Raw genomic sequence first — 15,126 nt, 5'->3', positions numbered from 1 at the left:
CGGAAAGTTCCCAGCATGCTCTCAGTATTGGCTGCCCACCCACCCCACCGCCCCGGTCAGGAACCACGCAGAGCGTCACTGAGCGCTGGCGAGAGGTCACCTCCACCTGCCACCCGGACCTGTTCCAGCCCCAGCCAGCCGGCCAGCTGGACCAACTCGGCGGCCAGCTCCTCGGCGGTCTCCACCGGCGCCTTCGGCTCCGCGTGCGCGGACTGGACGAGCAGGACGCCACCGACCCGGTCCGCCTTCAGGTCGACGCGGGCGACCAGCTTGTCGCCGAGCAGGAACGGAAGCACGTAGTACCCGTGGATGCGCTTCGCGGCCGGGACGTAGATCTCGATCCGGTACCGGAAGTCGAACAGCACCTCGGTCCGGGTCCGCTCGAACACCAGCGAGTCGAACGGGCTGACCAGCGCGCGGGCGTTCACCCGGCGCGGCAGCCGGGCGTCCTTGTGCAGGTACGCCGGGCGCTTCCAGCCGTCGATCCGGACCGGGAGCAGCTCGCCCTCCTCGACCAGCTCGGCGATCGCCTGCAGCGTCGGCTCCGGCGCGGTCCGGAAGTAGTCCCGCAGGCACTGCGCGGTCGCCACCCCGTGTGCGCGAGCCGCGATCGACACCAGCCCGCGGTGCGCCTCGTCGAGCGTCGGCGTCGGCGTGTCGAGCACCGACCGGGGCAGCACCCGCTCGGGTACGTCGTACATCCGCTCGAACTGCTGGTTGCGCCGGGCGACGGTGATCTCCCCGGCGAAGAAGAGGAACTCCAGCGCCCGCTTGACGTCCGACCAGTTCCAGCCCCAATGGTCCTTGGTGCGCTCGACGTCGTCGTCGATCTCGCGGGCGGTCAGCGGGCCGTGGGCCTGCACGTCGGCGAGCACCTGCTTGAGCAGGTCCGGCCGCTCCTTGGCGATCGACCGCGGGCCGCCCCACGCCTCGGTGGTGGCGCGGGCCATTCGCCAGCGCATCAGCGGGTGGGTCTCGACCGGGATCAGCGACGCCTCGTGCGCCCAGTACTCGACCAGGCGGCGCGGGGCCTTGCCGGCGGCGCGGTCGAGCAGGTCACGCGGGTACGGCCCGAGGCGGGAGTAGAGCGGGAGGTACTGCGCGCGGCTCAGCACGTTGACCGAGTCGATCTGGATCAGCCCGATCCGGCCGAGCACCCGCGCCAGCGACCGCGCATCCGGGACACCCTTCGGCCGTGGGTCCATGAATCCCTGCGCCGCGAGCGCCACCCGGCGCGCCTGAGCCGTCGACAGCACCTCTGTAGCCATACCGCGATTCTGCCGGTACCCACCGACAGAACGCGGACGCCGGAGCAGCGAACGGGCCGGGCGACCGTCGGACGGCCGCCCGGCCCGTTCGCGTGTGCTCCTCCCGAGGGCTCAGACGGTCAGCCGGATCACGCCGTAGTCGTAGCCGCGACGGCGGTAGACCACGCTCGGCTGGTTCTCGTCGGCGTCGACGAACAGGTAGAAGTCGTGCCCGACCAGTTCGAGCTCGTACAGAGCCTGGTCCAGGGTCATCGGCTTGGCGGAGTGGGTCTTCTCGCGCATCACCAGCGGACCGTCGCCGGTGACCGTGAGGGATCCGTACTTGTGCGTCGCCACCTCGTCCTCGGCGACTGGTTCCTCCACTACGGCTGTGCCATTGAGCGGCTGCTTCGCGTTCACGTGCCGCAGGCCTTCCGGCGCGCGCTCACCCCGGTGCACCCGGCGCCGGTCGGCCGCCTTGCGGACCTGGGACCGGAGCCGGTCCAGGCAGACGTCGAACGCCGCCTGCTTGGTCTCCCCGCACGCCTCCGCGCGGACCACCGGACCCTTGGTGTACATGGTGAGCTCGACACGCATCGCCCGATCGTGCTGTCGCGGGTTCTTCTCCTGACTGACTTCCACTTCGCAGCGCAGTACCCGGTGATCGACCTTCTCGATCCGCTCGAGTTTTTCCTCGACGTACTGCCGGAAGCGGTCACTGACCTCGCAGTGATGACCCTTGACAACGACGTCCACGGAAACCTCCATCGATCGGCGACTTCTTTTTACGTGTCCGGACCCCCGTACTCGTGCTGACGGGTCCCGAAACGAGAACACCCGCTGTCGAACCCGTCGGACCCGGTGGCGAGGAAGCCGGCTGATCCGGTCCTCCACCACTCCACTGCCCGACAAGCCCTAGCGGGTGTCATAGGCCAACGCTAGTCGGCTTCGGCGAAAACCGGTAGGGAAGTTCTCATGAACCAGACACCCGCTGCCGGGCGGTGGCGGCCACGACGGCGCATCCGAGCACTCCGATTCCCGCCGATTCCAAGGCGCGGCACGCCTCGGCCAGCGTGGAACCGGTGGTGATCACGTCGTCGACCAGCAGGACCGGTTGATCGATCAGCGTTTCAGCCCAGCGCGAACGCACCCCGAACGCCCCGGCCAGATTGGCGGTACGGCGTTGCGCGGACAGCCCGGCCTGGTCGTCGGGCCGCCGGACGACCCGCAGCGCAGGCGCCGTCCGCGCGTCGATTCCCTGTCTGCGCAGGGATCTGACGGCAGCCTTCGTAATGCGTCCGAGCGGATCGTGACCGCGCCGCCGCACTGTTGCTCGCGGCGACGGAACCGGACACAGCCAGATCGCCCGCCGCTCCCCGAGCGCGGTCCGGACGGCGTCCGCGAGCATGCGGCCGAGCGGCCCGGCCAAGGTGTACCGGGCGTTCTCCTTGTGCGCCACGATCAGCCGGCGGAGCTCCCCGGCGTACGGCGCGGCGGCCGTCGGGGGCGCCAGCCCCGGCGGTCGGGGGTCCGGCCATGCACGGAACGGAGTCGCTCCGATCAGTAGCCGACGGCAACCACCACAGAGAGTGACACCGGGCCGCTCGCACCCGGCGCACCGCCCGCCCAGCACCAGATCGACGAAGCCGCCCCACATCGGGCCACCGTCGCCGAACCGGCCCCCGGCACGCAACCGCGCGACCGGGTGCCTGTGGACAAGAGGTCCCGCGAGCGGGACCTCTTACTCAGCCCGGGTATGTCGGGACGATCACCGGGTGGTTCTTCTCGCTGTCCATCGTGATCCAGGCGAGGTCCTTGCTGAGCCAGTGGATCTGGCCGTCGTCGTCCTGGATCACCGGCAGGGTGTCCTTGTTCGGGTTCGAGGCGACGCGCTCGGGGGTGAAGTCCGGGGTCGAGCCGGGCAGCAGCTGCAGGCTGGAGCCGTCCGCGTTCACCGACCAGACCTGGTGCTTGGTGTTGCCCGGCGAGCCGCCGGCGCCGATCACGATGATGCCCTGCTTGCTCCAGGCGGCGTCGGAGATGTTGGTGAGCGGCAGTCGCAGCGGCCGGAAGGCCCCGAGCACCAGCTGCTTGCCGTTGTTCGTGGTCTGCACGGTCCCGGTCTCGACGTAGTTCTGCGTGGTGCCGGCGGTCTGCATCACCAGCAGCACCCGCACGCCGTCGGGTGCCATTCGCAGCGCCACCGGGGTGTCGCCCTTGAAGTCGGTGGCGATCGGGGTGAGCGTCTGTCCGTCGGCGTCGCGGACCCGGAACCGCGGGTGCGCGGTGTCGGCCCGGTCCAGTACCCAGAGGTTGCCCTCGGAGTCGTAGCTGGGCGGCAGCGTCTTGCCCTCGACCTTGAAGGACCCATCCTTGTCGTCCTTCCCGGTCGGGTCCAGGAGCCCGTAGACAACGTCGTGCCCGTCGAGTGTGACGATCGCGCCGGCGTCGCCTCGGGGCGTGACAGCGAACGACTGGGCCTTCTTGCCGGCCAGCGGGCCGTTGTTGACGACCTGGGCCTCCACGTTGGTGGAGCCGTCCAGGCCGACGATCCGCTGCGGCAGGTCGTTCATCAGCCCGTACAGCCGGGTCATGGAGGTCCCCGGCACCTGCGGGTCGAACGCGGTGAAGGTGGCGAACGGCAGCACGTCCGGATCGTCCGGCAGCAGCGGCGCACCGCCGACGGTGATCTTGGCCCGCAGGTTGAGCTGGTTGAGCGTCCAGACGATCTGTGCCGCCAGCAGCCGCCGGTCCGGGTCCCGGAGCGAGCCCGCGGTGTCGTTGAGCGCAACGGTCGCCACGCCGAGGTCCACCGGTACCGAGACCTGTACCTCGGTGCCTGGAGGCGCCGCGGAGACCACACCGTTGCCGAGCCGGCTGGTCGGGCCCTTCAGCAGTTCCTGGATGAGCTGTGTCGCGGCCTGGCCGGACGGCAGGGTCTGCGGGAGGTAGACCGGGTCCGGGACGAGCATGTTGCGGTCCGGGTTGAGGAAGTACAGGTCGCGGGGAGCGAGCTTCAGATCGACCTGGTTGCTGCCCAGATAGGCGCCCGGCGGCGCCGAGTCGACGCGCAGCTGGTCGTTGACCTTCTTGAGCTTGAAGAAGAAGTCGGCCTTCGCGTTCGGCGGCGCCGGGATCCACTCGCCGCGCTCGTCGATGGTGGCGATCATCGTCGCGGACAGCTGGATCCCGTTGCCCTTGCGGGTCAGCGAGTCGGGTTGCTGGTCGTACACGACCGTCTGCTTCTCCGGCTTCCAGGCGCCGGCCGCTTCCGGGGTCATGTACTGGCGGGCCACGTCGTAGGCCTGGGAGTCCGACATCGCCTCGAGGAAGCCGTTGACGATGGCCATGTCACCGACGTTCGGCCGCGGCGGCTTCGCCTCGACGCCGACGCCGCCCAGGTCGGGCGCCTGCCCGGCGCGGTCGCCGCTGCGGATGGTGCCCTTGGTCGGCACGGCCGCACAACCGGCCAGCATCGCCACCGAGACCAGCACCAGCAGGAGCCGGCGCCTCACCGGTCCTCACCACCGTTCAGTTTCTGGTACGGCGCGCCGACGTCGACGAGCTCGGTGATCACCCGGGCGGCGTCCGGCGGCCGGGGCGGCAGCGGCGAACCGGTGAGCGCCACGTCCGGGCGGCGCGGCAGCGTCAGCCGGAAGTACGCGCCCTCGCCGGGCGAGCCCCAGGCGTCCAGCCGGCCGCCGTGCAGCCGGGCGTCCTCGAGCGCGATCGACAGCCCGAGGCCGGTGCCGCCGGTGGTCCGGGCCCGGGCCGGGTCGGCCCGCCAGAACCGGCTGAACACCATCTCGGCCTCCTCGGCGCGGAAGCCGACGCCGTGGTCGCGGACCGCGACGGCGGCCGCGTCGTCGTCGAAGGCCGTGCTGATCCTGATCGGCAGGCCCTCGCTGTGCTCGATCGCGTTGCCGATCAGGTTCCGCAGGATCCGCTCGATCCGGCGCGAGTCGACGTTCGCCCGGCACGGAGCCGGCATGTCCAGCTCGACCGGGCAGCCCTTGCGTTCGAGCAGCGTCTCGTGGTTCTCCAGTACGCGGTTGACGATGTCGCGCAGATCGACGTCCTCCAGGTCGAGGGCGGCCGCGCCGGCGTCGAAGCGGCTGATCTCCAGCAGGTCCGCGAGCAGCTCCTCGAACCGGTTGAGCTCGTTCTGCAGCAGCTCGACCGAGCGGCGGCTGATCGGGTCGAACTGGTCGCGGGTCTCGTGCAGCAGGTCGGCGGCCATCCGGACCGTGGTGAGCGGCGTCCGCAGCTCGTGCGACACGTCCGACACGAACCGCCGCTGCAGCCGGGACAACTCCTCGAGCCGGCGGATCTGCCGCTGCAGGTTGGAGGCCATCTTGTTGAAGGACAGCGCCAGGCGGGCCAGGTCGTCGGTACCGCGGACCTGCATCCGCTCCTCGAGCTTGCCGGCGGCCAGCCGCTCGGCGATCCGCCGGGCCATCCGCACGGGCGTGACCACCTGCCGGGTGACCAGCCAGGCGATAGCGCCGAGAAGAACGATCAGCAGCAGGCCCGCGGTCACCAGGGCGCGCTGGACGACGTCCAGGGTCTCCTGCTGCGCTGTGAGCGGGAACAGGAAGTAGATGGAGTACTTGTCCCCGGTGGAGTCGATCCGGATCTGGGAGCCGATCACCAGTCCCGGGACGCTCGGGCTGTCCCGGTAGTTGATCCGGGTGTAGGTGTCCCACAGCTTGTCGCCGTCGCTGACCACGGAGGACGCCAGCGCCTGCGGGATCGAGTCACTGTCGACCAGGCCGGTGTAGCGGATCGCGTTGGACGCGGCCTGATCGGTCGGCACCAGCAGTACGTCGTACAGGCCTGGGCGGTTGGTGCCGAGGACCAGCTCGGAGAGCTGCTGGTTGACCGTTCACTGTCGACCAGGCCGGTGTAGCGGATCGCGTTGGACGCGGCCTGATCGGTCGGCACCAGCAGTACGTCGTACAGGCCTGGGCGGTTGGTGCCGAGGACCAGCTCGGAGAGCTGCTGGTTGACCGTGTTGCGGTTCGCCGCGTCGATCGAGGCGGACAGCTGCTGCAGCTGCGCCCGAACCTCGGCCTGGGCGCTGGTACGGCGGGACTCCAGGACACCGTCGGTGACCTGACTCATCATCACCCAGCCAACCAGGATCAGTACCAGCGTCGACATCAGCAGGGTGCCGGTGACGATCCGGGCCTGGATGGAGCGCCGCCAGATGTCCGGCCAGTGCTTGGGATGCGTGCGCCACAGTGGCTTCGGCTGGGCAGACCAGTCCGCCGTGGCCGCCGTCAGCTCGATCTCGGTGCCGCGGGACTCGGCCACCTGGTGCGCGGGCGGGCCCGGCTGCGCGGTGCTGTGCGACGTGCCCTGCGGTGTGCCCTGAGACGTGCCCCGGGAGGTGGTGTGGGCGGACTCGGCCACCGGCTCGACCGGGGTGTCGCCGGAGGCCACCTGCGGCTCTTGGCCGCGACCGTACTCGATCAGTCCGCACCAGCCTTGTATCCGACACCGCGGACCGTGACGACGATCTCCGGGTGCTCAGGGTCCTTCTCGATCTTGGAGCGCAGCCGCTGGACGTGCACGTTGACCAGCCGGGTGTCGGCCGCGTGCCGGTAGCCCCAGACCTGCTCCAGCAGCACCTCGCGGGTGAACACCTGCCAGGGCTTCGACGCCAGGCAGACGAGCAGGTCGAACTCCAGCGGCGTCAACTGGATGGTCTCGCCGGCCCGCTTCACCGAGTGGCCGGCCACGTCGATGGTCAGATCGCCGATGGTCAGCGACTCCGGGCCGGGCTCGTCCATCCGGCGCAGCCGGGCCCGGATCCGGGCCACCAGCTCCTTGGGCTTGAACGGCTTCACCACGTAGTCGTCGGCGCCCGACTCCAGCCCGAGCACCACGTCCACGGTGTCGCTCTTGGCGGTCAGCATCACGATCGGTACGCCGGACTCGGCCCGGATCGCCCGGCAGACGTCGATGCCGTCCATCCCGGGCAGCATCAGGTCGAGCAGCAGCAGGTCCGGCTTGAACTCGCGGAACGCCGGTACCGCCTTGTCACCGGTCGCGCACAGATAGGTGTCGTAGCCCTCGTTGCGCAGCACGATGCTGAGCATCTCCGACAACGCGGTGTCGTCGTCGACGATGAGGATGCGGCCCCGCATCGTCCGGTTACCGTCTGCCACGCCCATAGCTCCTTGCCGTCCGCTTGCCGACCGATCGGATGCGCGCGGCAGGTGCCAGGCCGTACGCACTACGGATAGTGTCCCATTCCCCGGGTAGTGCACACGCCGGATCGCCGTATGACCCCGGTTTGGGCTGTGATCAACGGGGATCATGGTGCACATCCAGGGTCCACCACAACTTCGTCACGGGCAGAGGAGGGTAAGCAGTGGCCGATCAGGGGGCCGACGAGAGCATGCGGTTGCACGACGACGTCGCCGCCGAGCCGCTGCGTCCCTGGCTGCCCGCGGACCTGCTCGACAACGCGGCCCGGACGATCTCCGAGAACAAAACGATCATGCTGGGCCTGCCGGTGCTGGCCGGGATCGCCCTGGTCGCGCTGCAGGCCGCCCTGACCGAGGTCGCCGTACCGGGTGGTCTGAGCGGGTTCTTCGGGGCGGACGACCCGTTCGGACAGGCCGGGGCGGCCTTGCTGCTCACGTACGGCGTCCAGGTGGTGCTGTTCTCGGTGGTGTCGAGCATGCTCGCGGGGATCATCGCCCTGGCGGCGGTGCGCAGTCAGCTGGCGCACCGGGCCGGTCCGCGTGAGCTGATGCGGCTGGTGCGGCCCGCGCTACCTGCGCTCGCTGCTGTCGGTCTGGTGCAGTCCCTGTCGTTCGTGCTGCTCATCGGCGGCTGGGGGTTGGCCGTGCTCGGCATCGGCGCCGGCACGGACGCTGCGATCTCCTCGGACGCCGCAGGCGCGGCCGCGCTGGGCATGATGTTCGTAGGTGGCGTACTCGTGCTGATCTTCGGCGTCCGGCTCGTCCTCGCCGGCACCGTCGTCCTGATGGAGGGTCGGCACTCGCCCGACATCGGCCTCTACATCCCGGAGCGGGTTGGTGTCTGGGGTGCGCTGCGGCGGTCCTGGCGGCTGGTGCGGGGGAAGTTCTGGCGGGTGTTCGGGATCCTGGTGTTCGGCGGGCTGGTCGTCAACATCATCAGCTACGCACTGCAGTTCGGGGTGACGTCGCTGATGATCACGGTCGGCTCATGGGCCGGCGGGGACGACAGCACCGCGTCCACCGTGGTGACGGTTGTGCTCGGTGCTGCCGTCGGCCTCGCGGCGCTGATGACGGTGATCGCGAGCCTGGCGTTCATGTCGGCCGTACAGGCCCTGATCTACCTGGACCTCCGGGTCCGGCGTGAGGGTCTCGACCTGTGGATGCGTCCGGCGCTGCGGTCCGGGGAGCCCGTGTGATCCGCTTCCCGCTGGAGCCGCCCGTCGACATCGACCGGGACCGGGCCGCGCACGAGGCGGCCAAGGAGCTGTCGAAGTCGGCGTACCGGGACTCGGGCTCGCTGATCGAGAAGGCACTCGGCAAGCTCGTCGGCTGGATCCAGGACCTGATCGACAGCCTCAACGGCTCCTCACCGAACGGCCACGCCGGTCTGGCAATGCTGATCGGTCTCCTCGTGCTGGTCGTGGTTGTGGTGCTCTGGCGTGCCGGCGTACTGCGGACCAGCCGCAAGGTGAAGTCGCAGGCCGTCTTCGACACGGCACGGCCGCGGAGCGCCGCGGAGTACCGTGCGCTGGCCGAGCGCGAGGCGGCGTCCGGTGACTTCGCGTCGGCGATCCGCAGCCGGTTCCGCGCCTGCGTGGCCGAGTTGACCGAGCGGACCATCCTCGACGAGCGCCCCGGACGTACGGCGTACGAGGTGGTCGCGGACGCGGGGAAAGCAGCTCCGGTACTGCGCGACATCCTGCAACCGGCTGCTCTGATCTTCACAGAGGTTGTCTACGGCAACCGTCCGGGCAGCCGCGAGCGGTACGAGGCCGTGGTGACGGCTGACAATGCAGCACGGACGGCGCGGGTGGCTGTATGAGTACGTCGGTAGGGCGCGACGCCGTGGAGACCTGGAGGGCGTTGCGGACACCCCTCCTCGTGACAGCTCTCGTGGTGCTGGCCGCGATCGGCGTACTGATCGCTACGTCGGCGCGGACTTCAGGACCGTTCAGTCCGGACTCTACGAAGTCCGACGGGGCCCGTGCGCTGGCAGCATTGCTGGAGAACCACAACGTCGCCGTGCACAGCACTGAGTCCCTGGACGACGCCGTGAAATCAGGAGACGGCAAGGCCCTCCTCGTTGGACCGTCCGGTGCGCTGGACGACTCCGACTGGCAGGAGATCGCCAACGCTCGCTGGAGCCACCTCATCCTGATCCGGCCGAGCACGCGAGCGCTGACGGCCCTCGCGCCCGGGGTCTCGCTGAGCGGTGACTCCGTGACGTCGCGGAGCCGGGAGCCTGGCTGCGACCTCCCCGCGGCAGTCAAGGCCGGTACGGTCACCGTCAGCGGGCCGACGTACATCGCGCCGGAGAACGCGGTCACCTGCTACGGCGACGGCGTCCACAACACCGTGGTGCAGCTGCACGTGGGCGACCAGACCGTCGACGTGATCGGTACGCCACTGTCGTTCACCAACGACCAGCTGGCGGACGACGGCAACGCTGCGTTGGCGCTCAACCTGATCGGCACGCATCAGGACCTCACCTGGTACCTGCCGCAGTGGGAGTCGACCGGTGCCGACAGCCCGGACGGCAACAGCCCGCCGCTGATCCCGCCTGCCGTCCGCTACATCGGCTGGGCGCTGGCGTTCGCAGTGCTGGTTGTGGCGATCTGGCGTGGCCGGCGGCTCGGTCCTGTCGTCGCAGAGCGGCTCCCGGTCATCGTGCACGCCGCCGAGACCACCGAGGGCAGAGCGCGGCTCTACCGCCGCTCTCGCGCCCGGGACCGCGCTGCCGCGGCACTGCGCGAGTCCGCGCTCGGCCAGCTACACAAGGCGCACGGCATCCCTCGACGGGCTGACCCGTCAGCCGTTGTCGCGACCGTCGCCGCACGGACCGGCCGGGACCCGGCGATGCTGTACGAACTGCTCTACGGTCTCCCACCGCTCTCCGATGCCGCTCTGATGTCCTTGTCCCAGCAACTCGACGTACTGACGCAGGAGGTACGACACCCGTGACGACTACCGAGGTCACCGCCGACCAGGCCCGGCAGGCGCTGGTCGCGCTCCGGACCGAGATCGGCAAGGCGGTGGTCGGCCAGGACACCGCTGTGACCGCACTGGTGCTCGCCCTGCTGTGCCGCGGCCACGTACTGCTGGAAGGCGTTCCCGGTACAGCCAAGACGCTGATGGTGCGGGCACTGTCGACAGCGATGCGGCTGGACACCAAACGCGTGCAGTTCACGCCGGACCTGATGCCGGGTGACGTCACCGGTTCGCTGGTGTACGACGCGAAGACGTCGGAGTTCGAGTTCCGCCCGGGTCCGGTGTTCACGAACATCCTGCTCGCGGACGAGATCAACCGGACGCCACCGAAGACGCAGGCCGCGCTGCTGGAGGCCATGGAGGAGCGCCAGGTCACCGTGGACGGCGAGCCGCGCAAGCTGCCCGTTCCGTTCGTCGTCGCCGCCACGCAGAACCCCGTGGAGTACGAAGGCACCTATCCGCTGCCGGAGGCGCAACTGGACCGCTTCCTGCTCAAGGTGACACTGGACATCCCGCCGCGCGACGCGGAGATCGCCGTACTGGCCCGCCACGCGCAGGGCTTCGATCCGCGCGACCTGGCCGCGGCCGGACTGCGTCCAGTGGCTGGTCCGGAGGATCTTGAAGCCGGGCAGAACGCCGTACGGCGGGTTGCGGTCCGCGAGGACGTGCTGGCGTACGTCGTGGACCTGTGCCGCGCTACGCGCCAGTCGCCGTCCCTGCAGCTCGGCGTGTCGCCCCGTGGCGCTACGGCGCTGCTGGCCGTTTCCCGTGCGTGGGCGTGGCTTTCCGGGCGGGACTATGTGATCCCGGACGATGTGAAGGCGATGGCTCGTCCTTGTCTGCGGCACCGAATCCAGGTGCGGCCCGAGGCGGAGCTGGAGGGTGTCAGCCCGGACGCCGTACTGGAGAGCGTGCTCGCAACGGTGCCGGTGCCACGCTGATGGTTCTCACTGGCCGGGCCGGCCTCTTGGCAGCCGCTGGAGTGGTGTTCGTCGCTCTGGTGATGCCGTCGTGGGCCGGGGTCGGTGTGGTGGTTGGTGCGGTGCTGGTAATCAGCCTGGTGGACATCCTGCTGGCTGGGTCGCCACGGCGGCTGCAGTTCAGCCGTGAGGGCGACAACGCCGTACGGCTGGGTGAGCAGGCCGTGGTGAACCTGCTGGTCACCAACCCAGGTCGCCGGGGGCGGGGCTTGCTGCGGGACGCTTGGCCGCCTTCCGCAGGCGTACTGGACCGGCCGCACAAGCTGGACATTCCGTCCGGTGAGAGGCGCCGGTTGACGACGCATCTGGTTCCGACGCGTCGTGGCGATCGGCAGTCGGTTCGCGTGACGGTGCGAGCGATCGGGCCGCTCGGGTTCGCGGGCCGGCAAGGGTCGCAGCAGGTGCCGTGGACGGTGCGGGCGCTACCGCCGTTCAAGAGCCGCAAGCATCTGCCGTCGCGGTTGGCCCGACTGCGCGAGCTGGACGGGCGTACGGCGTTGCTGGTGCGCGGGCAGGGTACGGAGTTCGACTCGTTGCGGGACTACGTACCGGGTGACGACGTACGCAGCATCGACTGGCGGGCCACGGCCCGGCGCGGGAACGTCGTCCTGCGGACCTGGCGGCCGGAGCGGGATCGGCAGGTCGCGATCGTGATCGACTCCGGGCGGCTGTCCGCGGGACGGGTCGGGGATGCGCCGCGGCTGGATCATGCGATGGACGCCGCGCTGCTGCTGGCCGCGCTCGCCACCCGGGCGGGTGACCGGGTCTCCTTGCTGGCTTGCGATTCCGCGGTACGGGCCGACGTACGGCGGCCCGCGCCGGAGGACGTGCTGCCGTCGTTCGTGAACGCACTGGCGAACGTCGAGGCGGAGCTGGTGCAGACGGACTTCCGCATCGTGGTGTCGCAGGTGCTGGAGCGGCTCGGTCAGCGGTCGCTGGTCGTGCTGCTGACGGGGCTGGACCCGGCGGCGATCGAGGAGTCGCTGCTGCCGGTCATCGGGCCGCTGCTTCGGCGGCACGTCGTACTGCTCGCTTCGATTGCTGATCCCCGGTTGACCGAGCTCGAGGCCAGTCGCACGGATCTGGTCGAGGTGTACGGGGCTGCGTCGGCGGCTCGGACGCGGTTGGACCGCGAACGCCTGACCGCGACTTTGAGTCGTGCTGGGGTGACTGTCGTCGACGAGCCTCCGGACAAGATTGCACCGGCCCTCGCCGACACCTACCTCGCCCTCAAGAAGGCCGGCCGGCTGTGAGGGCTGCTTCGAAGATGTGGCGGTTGTCTGCGACGAAGGCGTGTTCTCGGTAGGACCAGGCGATTCGCTCCGCCGCCGCTTCACATGGCCTGTCGGCCCAGAACTGTGCGTTGTCCAGTTGGCTTCGCAGGATGGCGTCGATCAGCGGGACCGTCGCGGCTAGACCGTAGGCATCCGCGAGAGCCCTGACCTGGCCGGCTTGCCTGATGGGATCGTTGTGTTTGGCGCCGGCTGCGGCGCTGCGGTGAACGCGGAGCGGTCCGACGCGGGCCGGCGTACCGTGTTACCGACCCGTACCACGCCGGGTGTCATCCGGCCGCCCGTGAGGGGTTCTTCGATCACGGCATCGTCGGGCGCGCCTGGAGGAAGGTCCAGTGGTGTCCTTCGAGGTCCTCGGCTTCGTAGCACTTGTAGCCGTGTTGGTGGATCTCGCTCAGGATCTTCGCGCCACCCTCACTGGCCTGCGTGAAGTGCGCTTCCAGGTCGTCGACGTACACCCAGGTCGCATGGTCGGCGGCCGGGGCCCCCGGCGCGTCCCGGCGGAGCAGGACGATCGAGGAGGCGCCGGCGTGCAGCTCGATCCAGGACGGTTGCCGGCCCTCCTCCGGGATCCGGTCCCACGTCTCCAGGCCGAACACCCTGTGCAACCAGCGCGCAGCCGCGGCAGGATCGTCGTACGACAAGGCGACCGCGAGCCGGCCGACCTCGCGGACCTCGTGCGGCGCGGTGTCGCGGCGCGCCACCCAGGCCGGGAACCAATGCAGCACGTTCCGCCAGGAGTAGACGGCCTCGGTACCACCAGGGACCAGCGCCTCGACGACGGTCACGCGGGTCCCGGCGGCGATCGGGTCGAACGTCACCGTCGTCTCGGTGTCGTCGGTGGAGCTCCGGTACTCGAAGCGGACGCCCGGCTCCCAGGCCGTGATCACGCCACGTTCCAGCGCGTCGTCGGCGTACACCTCGAGGATCCGGCCGCCGACGCCCGGCTCGACGCGGATCTCGATCGCCCGGGACGAGTCCCAGAAGTTGATCGGGCCGCGGACCCACCACAGGTCGATCTCCTCGGTGAAGACCTGGAACGCGGTGGCAGGGTCGACCGGGACCTCCACGGACGCGGTCGCGGACGGTTCAGGCATCGGACTTCCCCTTCTGCTCGACGTGTCGCTTGAAGGCGCCCAACTGGTCGCGCCAGTGCGCCTGGACCTGGTCGAGCCAGGCCTGTACGGCGACGACAGGCTCCGGGTTGAGCCGGAACACGCGAACCCGTGCGTCGTCCGGCACCCGTTCATCGGCGACCAGACCGGCCTCCAGCAGGATCCGCAGGTGCCGGCTCATCGCGGGCGACGACACCCCCGCCGCCACCGCCAGTTGCCCGGCGCGCTGCGGACCGTCCCCGAGCAGCTGCACGACCTGCCGCCGGGTCGGATCAGCCAGCACCTCGAAGAACCGATCGACCTGATCTTGCGCCATCCCGCAATAGTTCTACGATCTGTTAACTATTGTCAACCGCTGGAACCAAATGGCAGGCGACCTGATGCGCTGCCCCGGCGGGCAGGATGTCGAGGCGGGTGGTCGTGCAGGCGCCGGTTCCGTTGCCGGCGGCTACCAGCTGGCAGCGCGGGTGGAAGCGGCAGCCGGACGGGATCCGGGTCGGGTCGGGCGGTTCGCCGGTGAGGACGATCCGGGCCGGCGACTCGGGGAGGACCGACAGCAGCGCCTTGGTGTACGGGTGCCGCGGGTTGGTGAGCACGTCTTCGGCCGGGCCGGATTCGACGATCCGGCCGAGGTACATGACCGCGACCCGGTCGGCGATGTTCCAGGCCAGCCCGAGGTCGTGGGTCACGACGAGCGCGGACAGGCCGAGGTCGTCACGCAGCCGCAGCAGCAGCGCGAGGATCTCGCCGCGGACCGACGCGTCCAACGAGGCCACGGGCTCGTCCGCGATCAATACCTTCGGCTCCAACGCCAATGCCCCGGCGATCACCACCCGCTGCCGCTGCCCACCCGACAACTCGTGCGGGTACCGCTGAAAGAACCGCTCCGGCGGCCGCAATCCCGCCCGCGCCAACGCGGACGCGACCAATGCCTCCTCGTCAGGCAGCCCGTGGATGCGGGGACCTTCGGCGACCGCCTCGTACACGGTGTGCCGGGGGTTCAAGGAGCCCATGGGGTCCTGGAGAACGAGTTGTACTTGACGGCGGAAGGCCCGCAGCGCACGGGTCGAGTAGTTCAGCGGTGTCCCGTCGTACGTGATGCGGCCGGCGGTGGGACGTTCGAGACCGAGCAGCGTACGGGCGAGCGTGGTCTTCCCGCAGCCTGATTCGCCGACCAGCGCGACGATCTCGCCCGCGCCGACGGACAGGTTCACACCGTCCACGGCCCGCGCCCGGCGTCCACCACGGCCGGAGAACTCGACCTGCAGATCAGTTGCCTCTAGCAAGAG

At 69.9% G+C, this 15,126-nt stretch carries 14 protein-coding genes; 5 read left to right on the top strand and 9 right to left on the bottom strand.

What is annotated here, in order from left to right:
- Positions 1-56: 56 nt before the first annotated feature.
- The 6 genes from FB475_RS23045 to mtrA form a co-directional block, all read right to left on the bottom strand.
- A complete protein-coding gene (locus FB475_RS23045; RefSeq protein ID WP_141858646.1) occupies positions 57-1,268 on the bottom strand; it encodes a winged helix-turn-helix domain-containing protein in 1,212 nt (403 codons plus the stop codon).
- 111 nt (positions 1,269-1,379) lie between these two features.
- Positions 1,380-2,003, bottom strand: a complete 624-nt coding sequence (gene hpf / locus FB475_RS23040) for a ribosome hibernation-promoting factor, HPF/YfiA family (protein WP_141858645.1) — start codon at positions 2,001-2,003, stop codon at positions 1,380-1,382.
- Positions 2,004-2,220: 217 nt separating this feature from the next.
- Positions 2,221-2,904, bottom strand: coding sequence for a ComF family protein (locus tag FB475_RS23035; RefSeq protein WP_141858644.1), 684 nt, complete (start codon positions 2,902-2,904; stop codon positions 2,221-2,223).
- 88 nt (positions 2,905-2,992) lie between these two features.
- Positions 2,993-4,762 carry an LpqB family beta-propeller domain-containing protein gene (locus tag FB475_RS23030; protein ID WP_141858643.1) on the bottom strand — a complete coding sequence of 590 codons (1,770 nt, stop codon included), beginning with the start codon at positions 4,760-4,762 and terminating at the stop codon, positions 2,993-2,995.
- Positions 4,759-6,063, bottom strand: a complete 1,305-nt coding sequence (gene mtrB / locus FB475_RS23025; RefSeq protein WP_272952092.1) for an MtrAB system histidine kinase MtrB — start codon at positions 6,061-6,063, stop codon at positions 4,759-4,761. The genes FB475_RS23030 and mtrB overlap by 4 nt, the downstream gene beginning before the upstream one ends.
- Before the next feature lie 658 nt (positions 6,064-6,721).
- Positions 6,722-7,399 (bottom strand): MtrAB system response regulator MtrA, encoded by a 678-nt coding sequence (mtrA, locus tag FB475_RS23020; protein ID WP_141859693.1) that lies wholly within the window; start codon positions 7,397-7,399, stop codon positions 6,722-6,724.
- A 227-nt stretch (positions 7,400-7,626) separates the two neighbouring features.
- On the opposite strand from mtrA, the gene FB475_RS23015 reads away from it, so the two are divergent.
- From FB475_RS23015 to FB475_RS22995, 5 genes are read left to right on the top strand one after another with little or no spacing between them, the layout of a single operon-like run.
- On the top strand, positions 7,627-8,658 hold the full coding sequence (locus tag FB475_RS23015; protein ID WP_238332354.1) for a hypothetical protein: 1,032 nt from the start codon (positions 7,627-7,629) through the stop codon (positions 8,656-8,658).
- Positions 8,655-9,284 carry a DUF4129 domain-containing protein gene (locus tag FB475_RS23010; RefSeq protein ID WP_141858641.1) on the top strand — a complete coding sequence of 210 codons (630 nt, stop codon included), beginning with the start codon at positions 8,655-8,657 and terminating at the stop codon, positions 9,282-9,284. The genes FB475_RS23015 and FB475_RS23010 overlap by 4 nt, the downstream gene beginning before the upstream one ends.
- A complete protein-coding gene (locus FB475_RS23005) occupies positions 9,281-10,423 on the top strand; it encodes a DUF4350 domain-containing protein (RefSeq protein ID WP_141858640.1) in 1,143 nt (380 codons plus the stop codon). The genes FB475_RS23010 and FB475_RS23005 overlap by 4 nt, the downstream gene beginning before the upstream one ends.
- The gene (locus tag FB475_RS23000) at positions 10,420-11,391 is read left to right on the top strand and encodes an AAA family ATPase (protein WP_141858639.1); all 972 of its coding nucleotides are present in this window, start codon (positions 10,420-10,422) and stop codon (positions 11,389-11,391) included. Before FB475_RS23005 ends, FB475_RS23000 begins: the two co-directional genes overlap by 4 nt.
- A complete protein-coding gene (locus FB475_RS22995; RefSeq protein ID WP_141858638.1) occupies positions 11,391-12,683 on the top strand; it encodes a DUF58 domain-containing protein in 1,293 nt (430 codons plus the stop codon). The genes FB475_RS23000 and FB475_RS22995 overlap by 1 nt, the downstream gene beginning before the upstream one ends.
- Before the next feature lie 338 nt (positions 12,684-13,021).
- Here the strand turns inward: FB475_RS22995 and FB475_RS22985 are convergent, their stop codons facing one another.
- Genes FB475_RS22985 through FB475_RS22975 form a run of 3 tightly spaced genes read right to left on the bottom strand, consistent with a single transcriptional unit; the run spans position 13,022 to position 15,123 of the window.
- The gene (locus FB475_RS22985) at positions 13,022-13,819 is read right to left on the bottom strand and encodes a VOC family protein (protein WP_141858637.1); all 798 of its coding nucleotides are present in this window, start codon (positions 13,817-13,819) and stop codon (positions 13,022-13,024) included.
- Positions 13,812-14,153, bottom strand: a complete 342-nt coding sequence (locus FB475_RS22980; RefSeq protein ID WP_141858636.1) for an ArsR/SmtB family transcription factor — start codon at positions 14,151-14,153, stop codon at positions 13,812-13,814. The genes FB475_RS22985 and FB475_RS22980 overlap by 8 nt, the downstream gene beginning before the upstream one ends.
- A 22-nt stretch (positions 14,154-14,175) precedes the next feature.
- Positions 14,176-15,123, bottom strand: a complete 948-nt coding sequence (locus tag FB475_RS22975; RefSeq protein WP_141858635.1) for an ABC transporter ATP-binding protein — start codon at positions 15,121-15,123, stop codon at positions 14,176-14,178.
- Positions 15,124-15,126: the final 3 nt, after the last annotated feature.

This window comes from Kribbella jejuensis (assembly GCF_006715085.1).
Classification (GTDB): Bacteria; Actinomycetota; Actinomycetes; order Propionibacteriales; family Kribbellaceae; genus Kribbella; species Kribbella jejuensis.
The sequence above is the reverse complement of the archived record's forward strand: the minus strand, read 5'-3'. Positions and strand labels throughout refer to the sequence as shown.

Bases quoted from the DNA above. Each gene is read 5' to 3' on its own strand.
- FB475_RS22995 (WP_141858638.1), top strand. From the start codon at position 11,391: ATGGTTCTCACTGGCCGGGCCGGCCTCTTGGCAGCCGCTGGAGTGGTG.
- FB475_RS23045 (WP_141858646.1), bottom strand. From the start codon at position 1,268: ATGGCTACAGAGGTGCTGTCGACGGCTCAGGCGCGCCGGGTGGCGCTC.
- FB475_RS22980 (WP_141858636.1), bottom strand. From the start codon at position 14,153: ATGGCGCAAGATCAGGTCGATCGGTTCTTCGAGGTGCTGGCTGATCCG.
- FB475_RS23005 (WP_141858640.1), top strand. From the start codon at position 9,281: ATGAGTACGTCGGTAGGGCGCGACGCCGTGGAGACCTGGAGGGCGTTG.
- mtrA (WP_141859693.1), bottom strand. From the start codon at position 7,399: ATGCGGGGCCGCATCCTCATCGTCGACGACGACACCGCGTTGTCGGAG.
- FB475_RS23035 (WP_141858644.1), bottom strand. From the start codon at position 2,904: ATGTGGGGCGGCTTCGTCGATCTGGTGCTGGGCGGGCGGTGCGCCGGG.
- FB475_RS22985 (WP_141858637.1), bottom strand. From the start codon at position 13,819: ATGCCTGAACCGTCCGCGACCGCGTCCGTGGAGGTCCCGGTCGACCCT.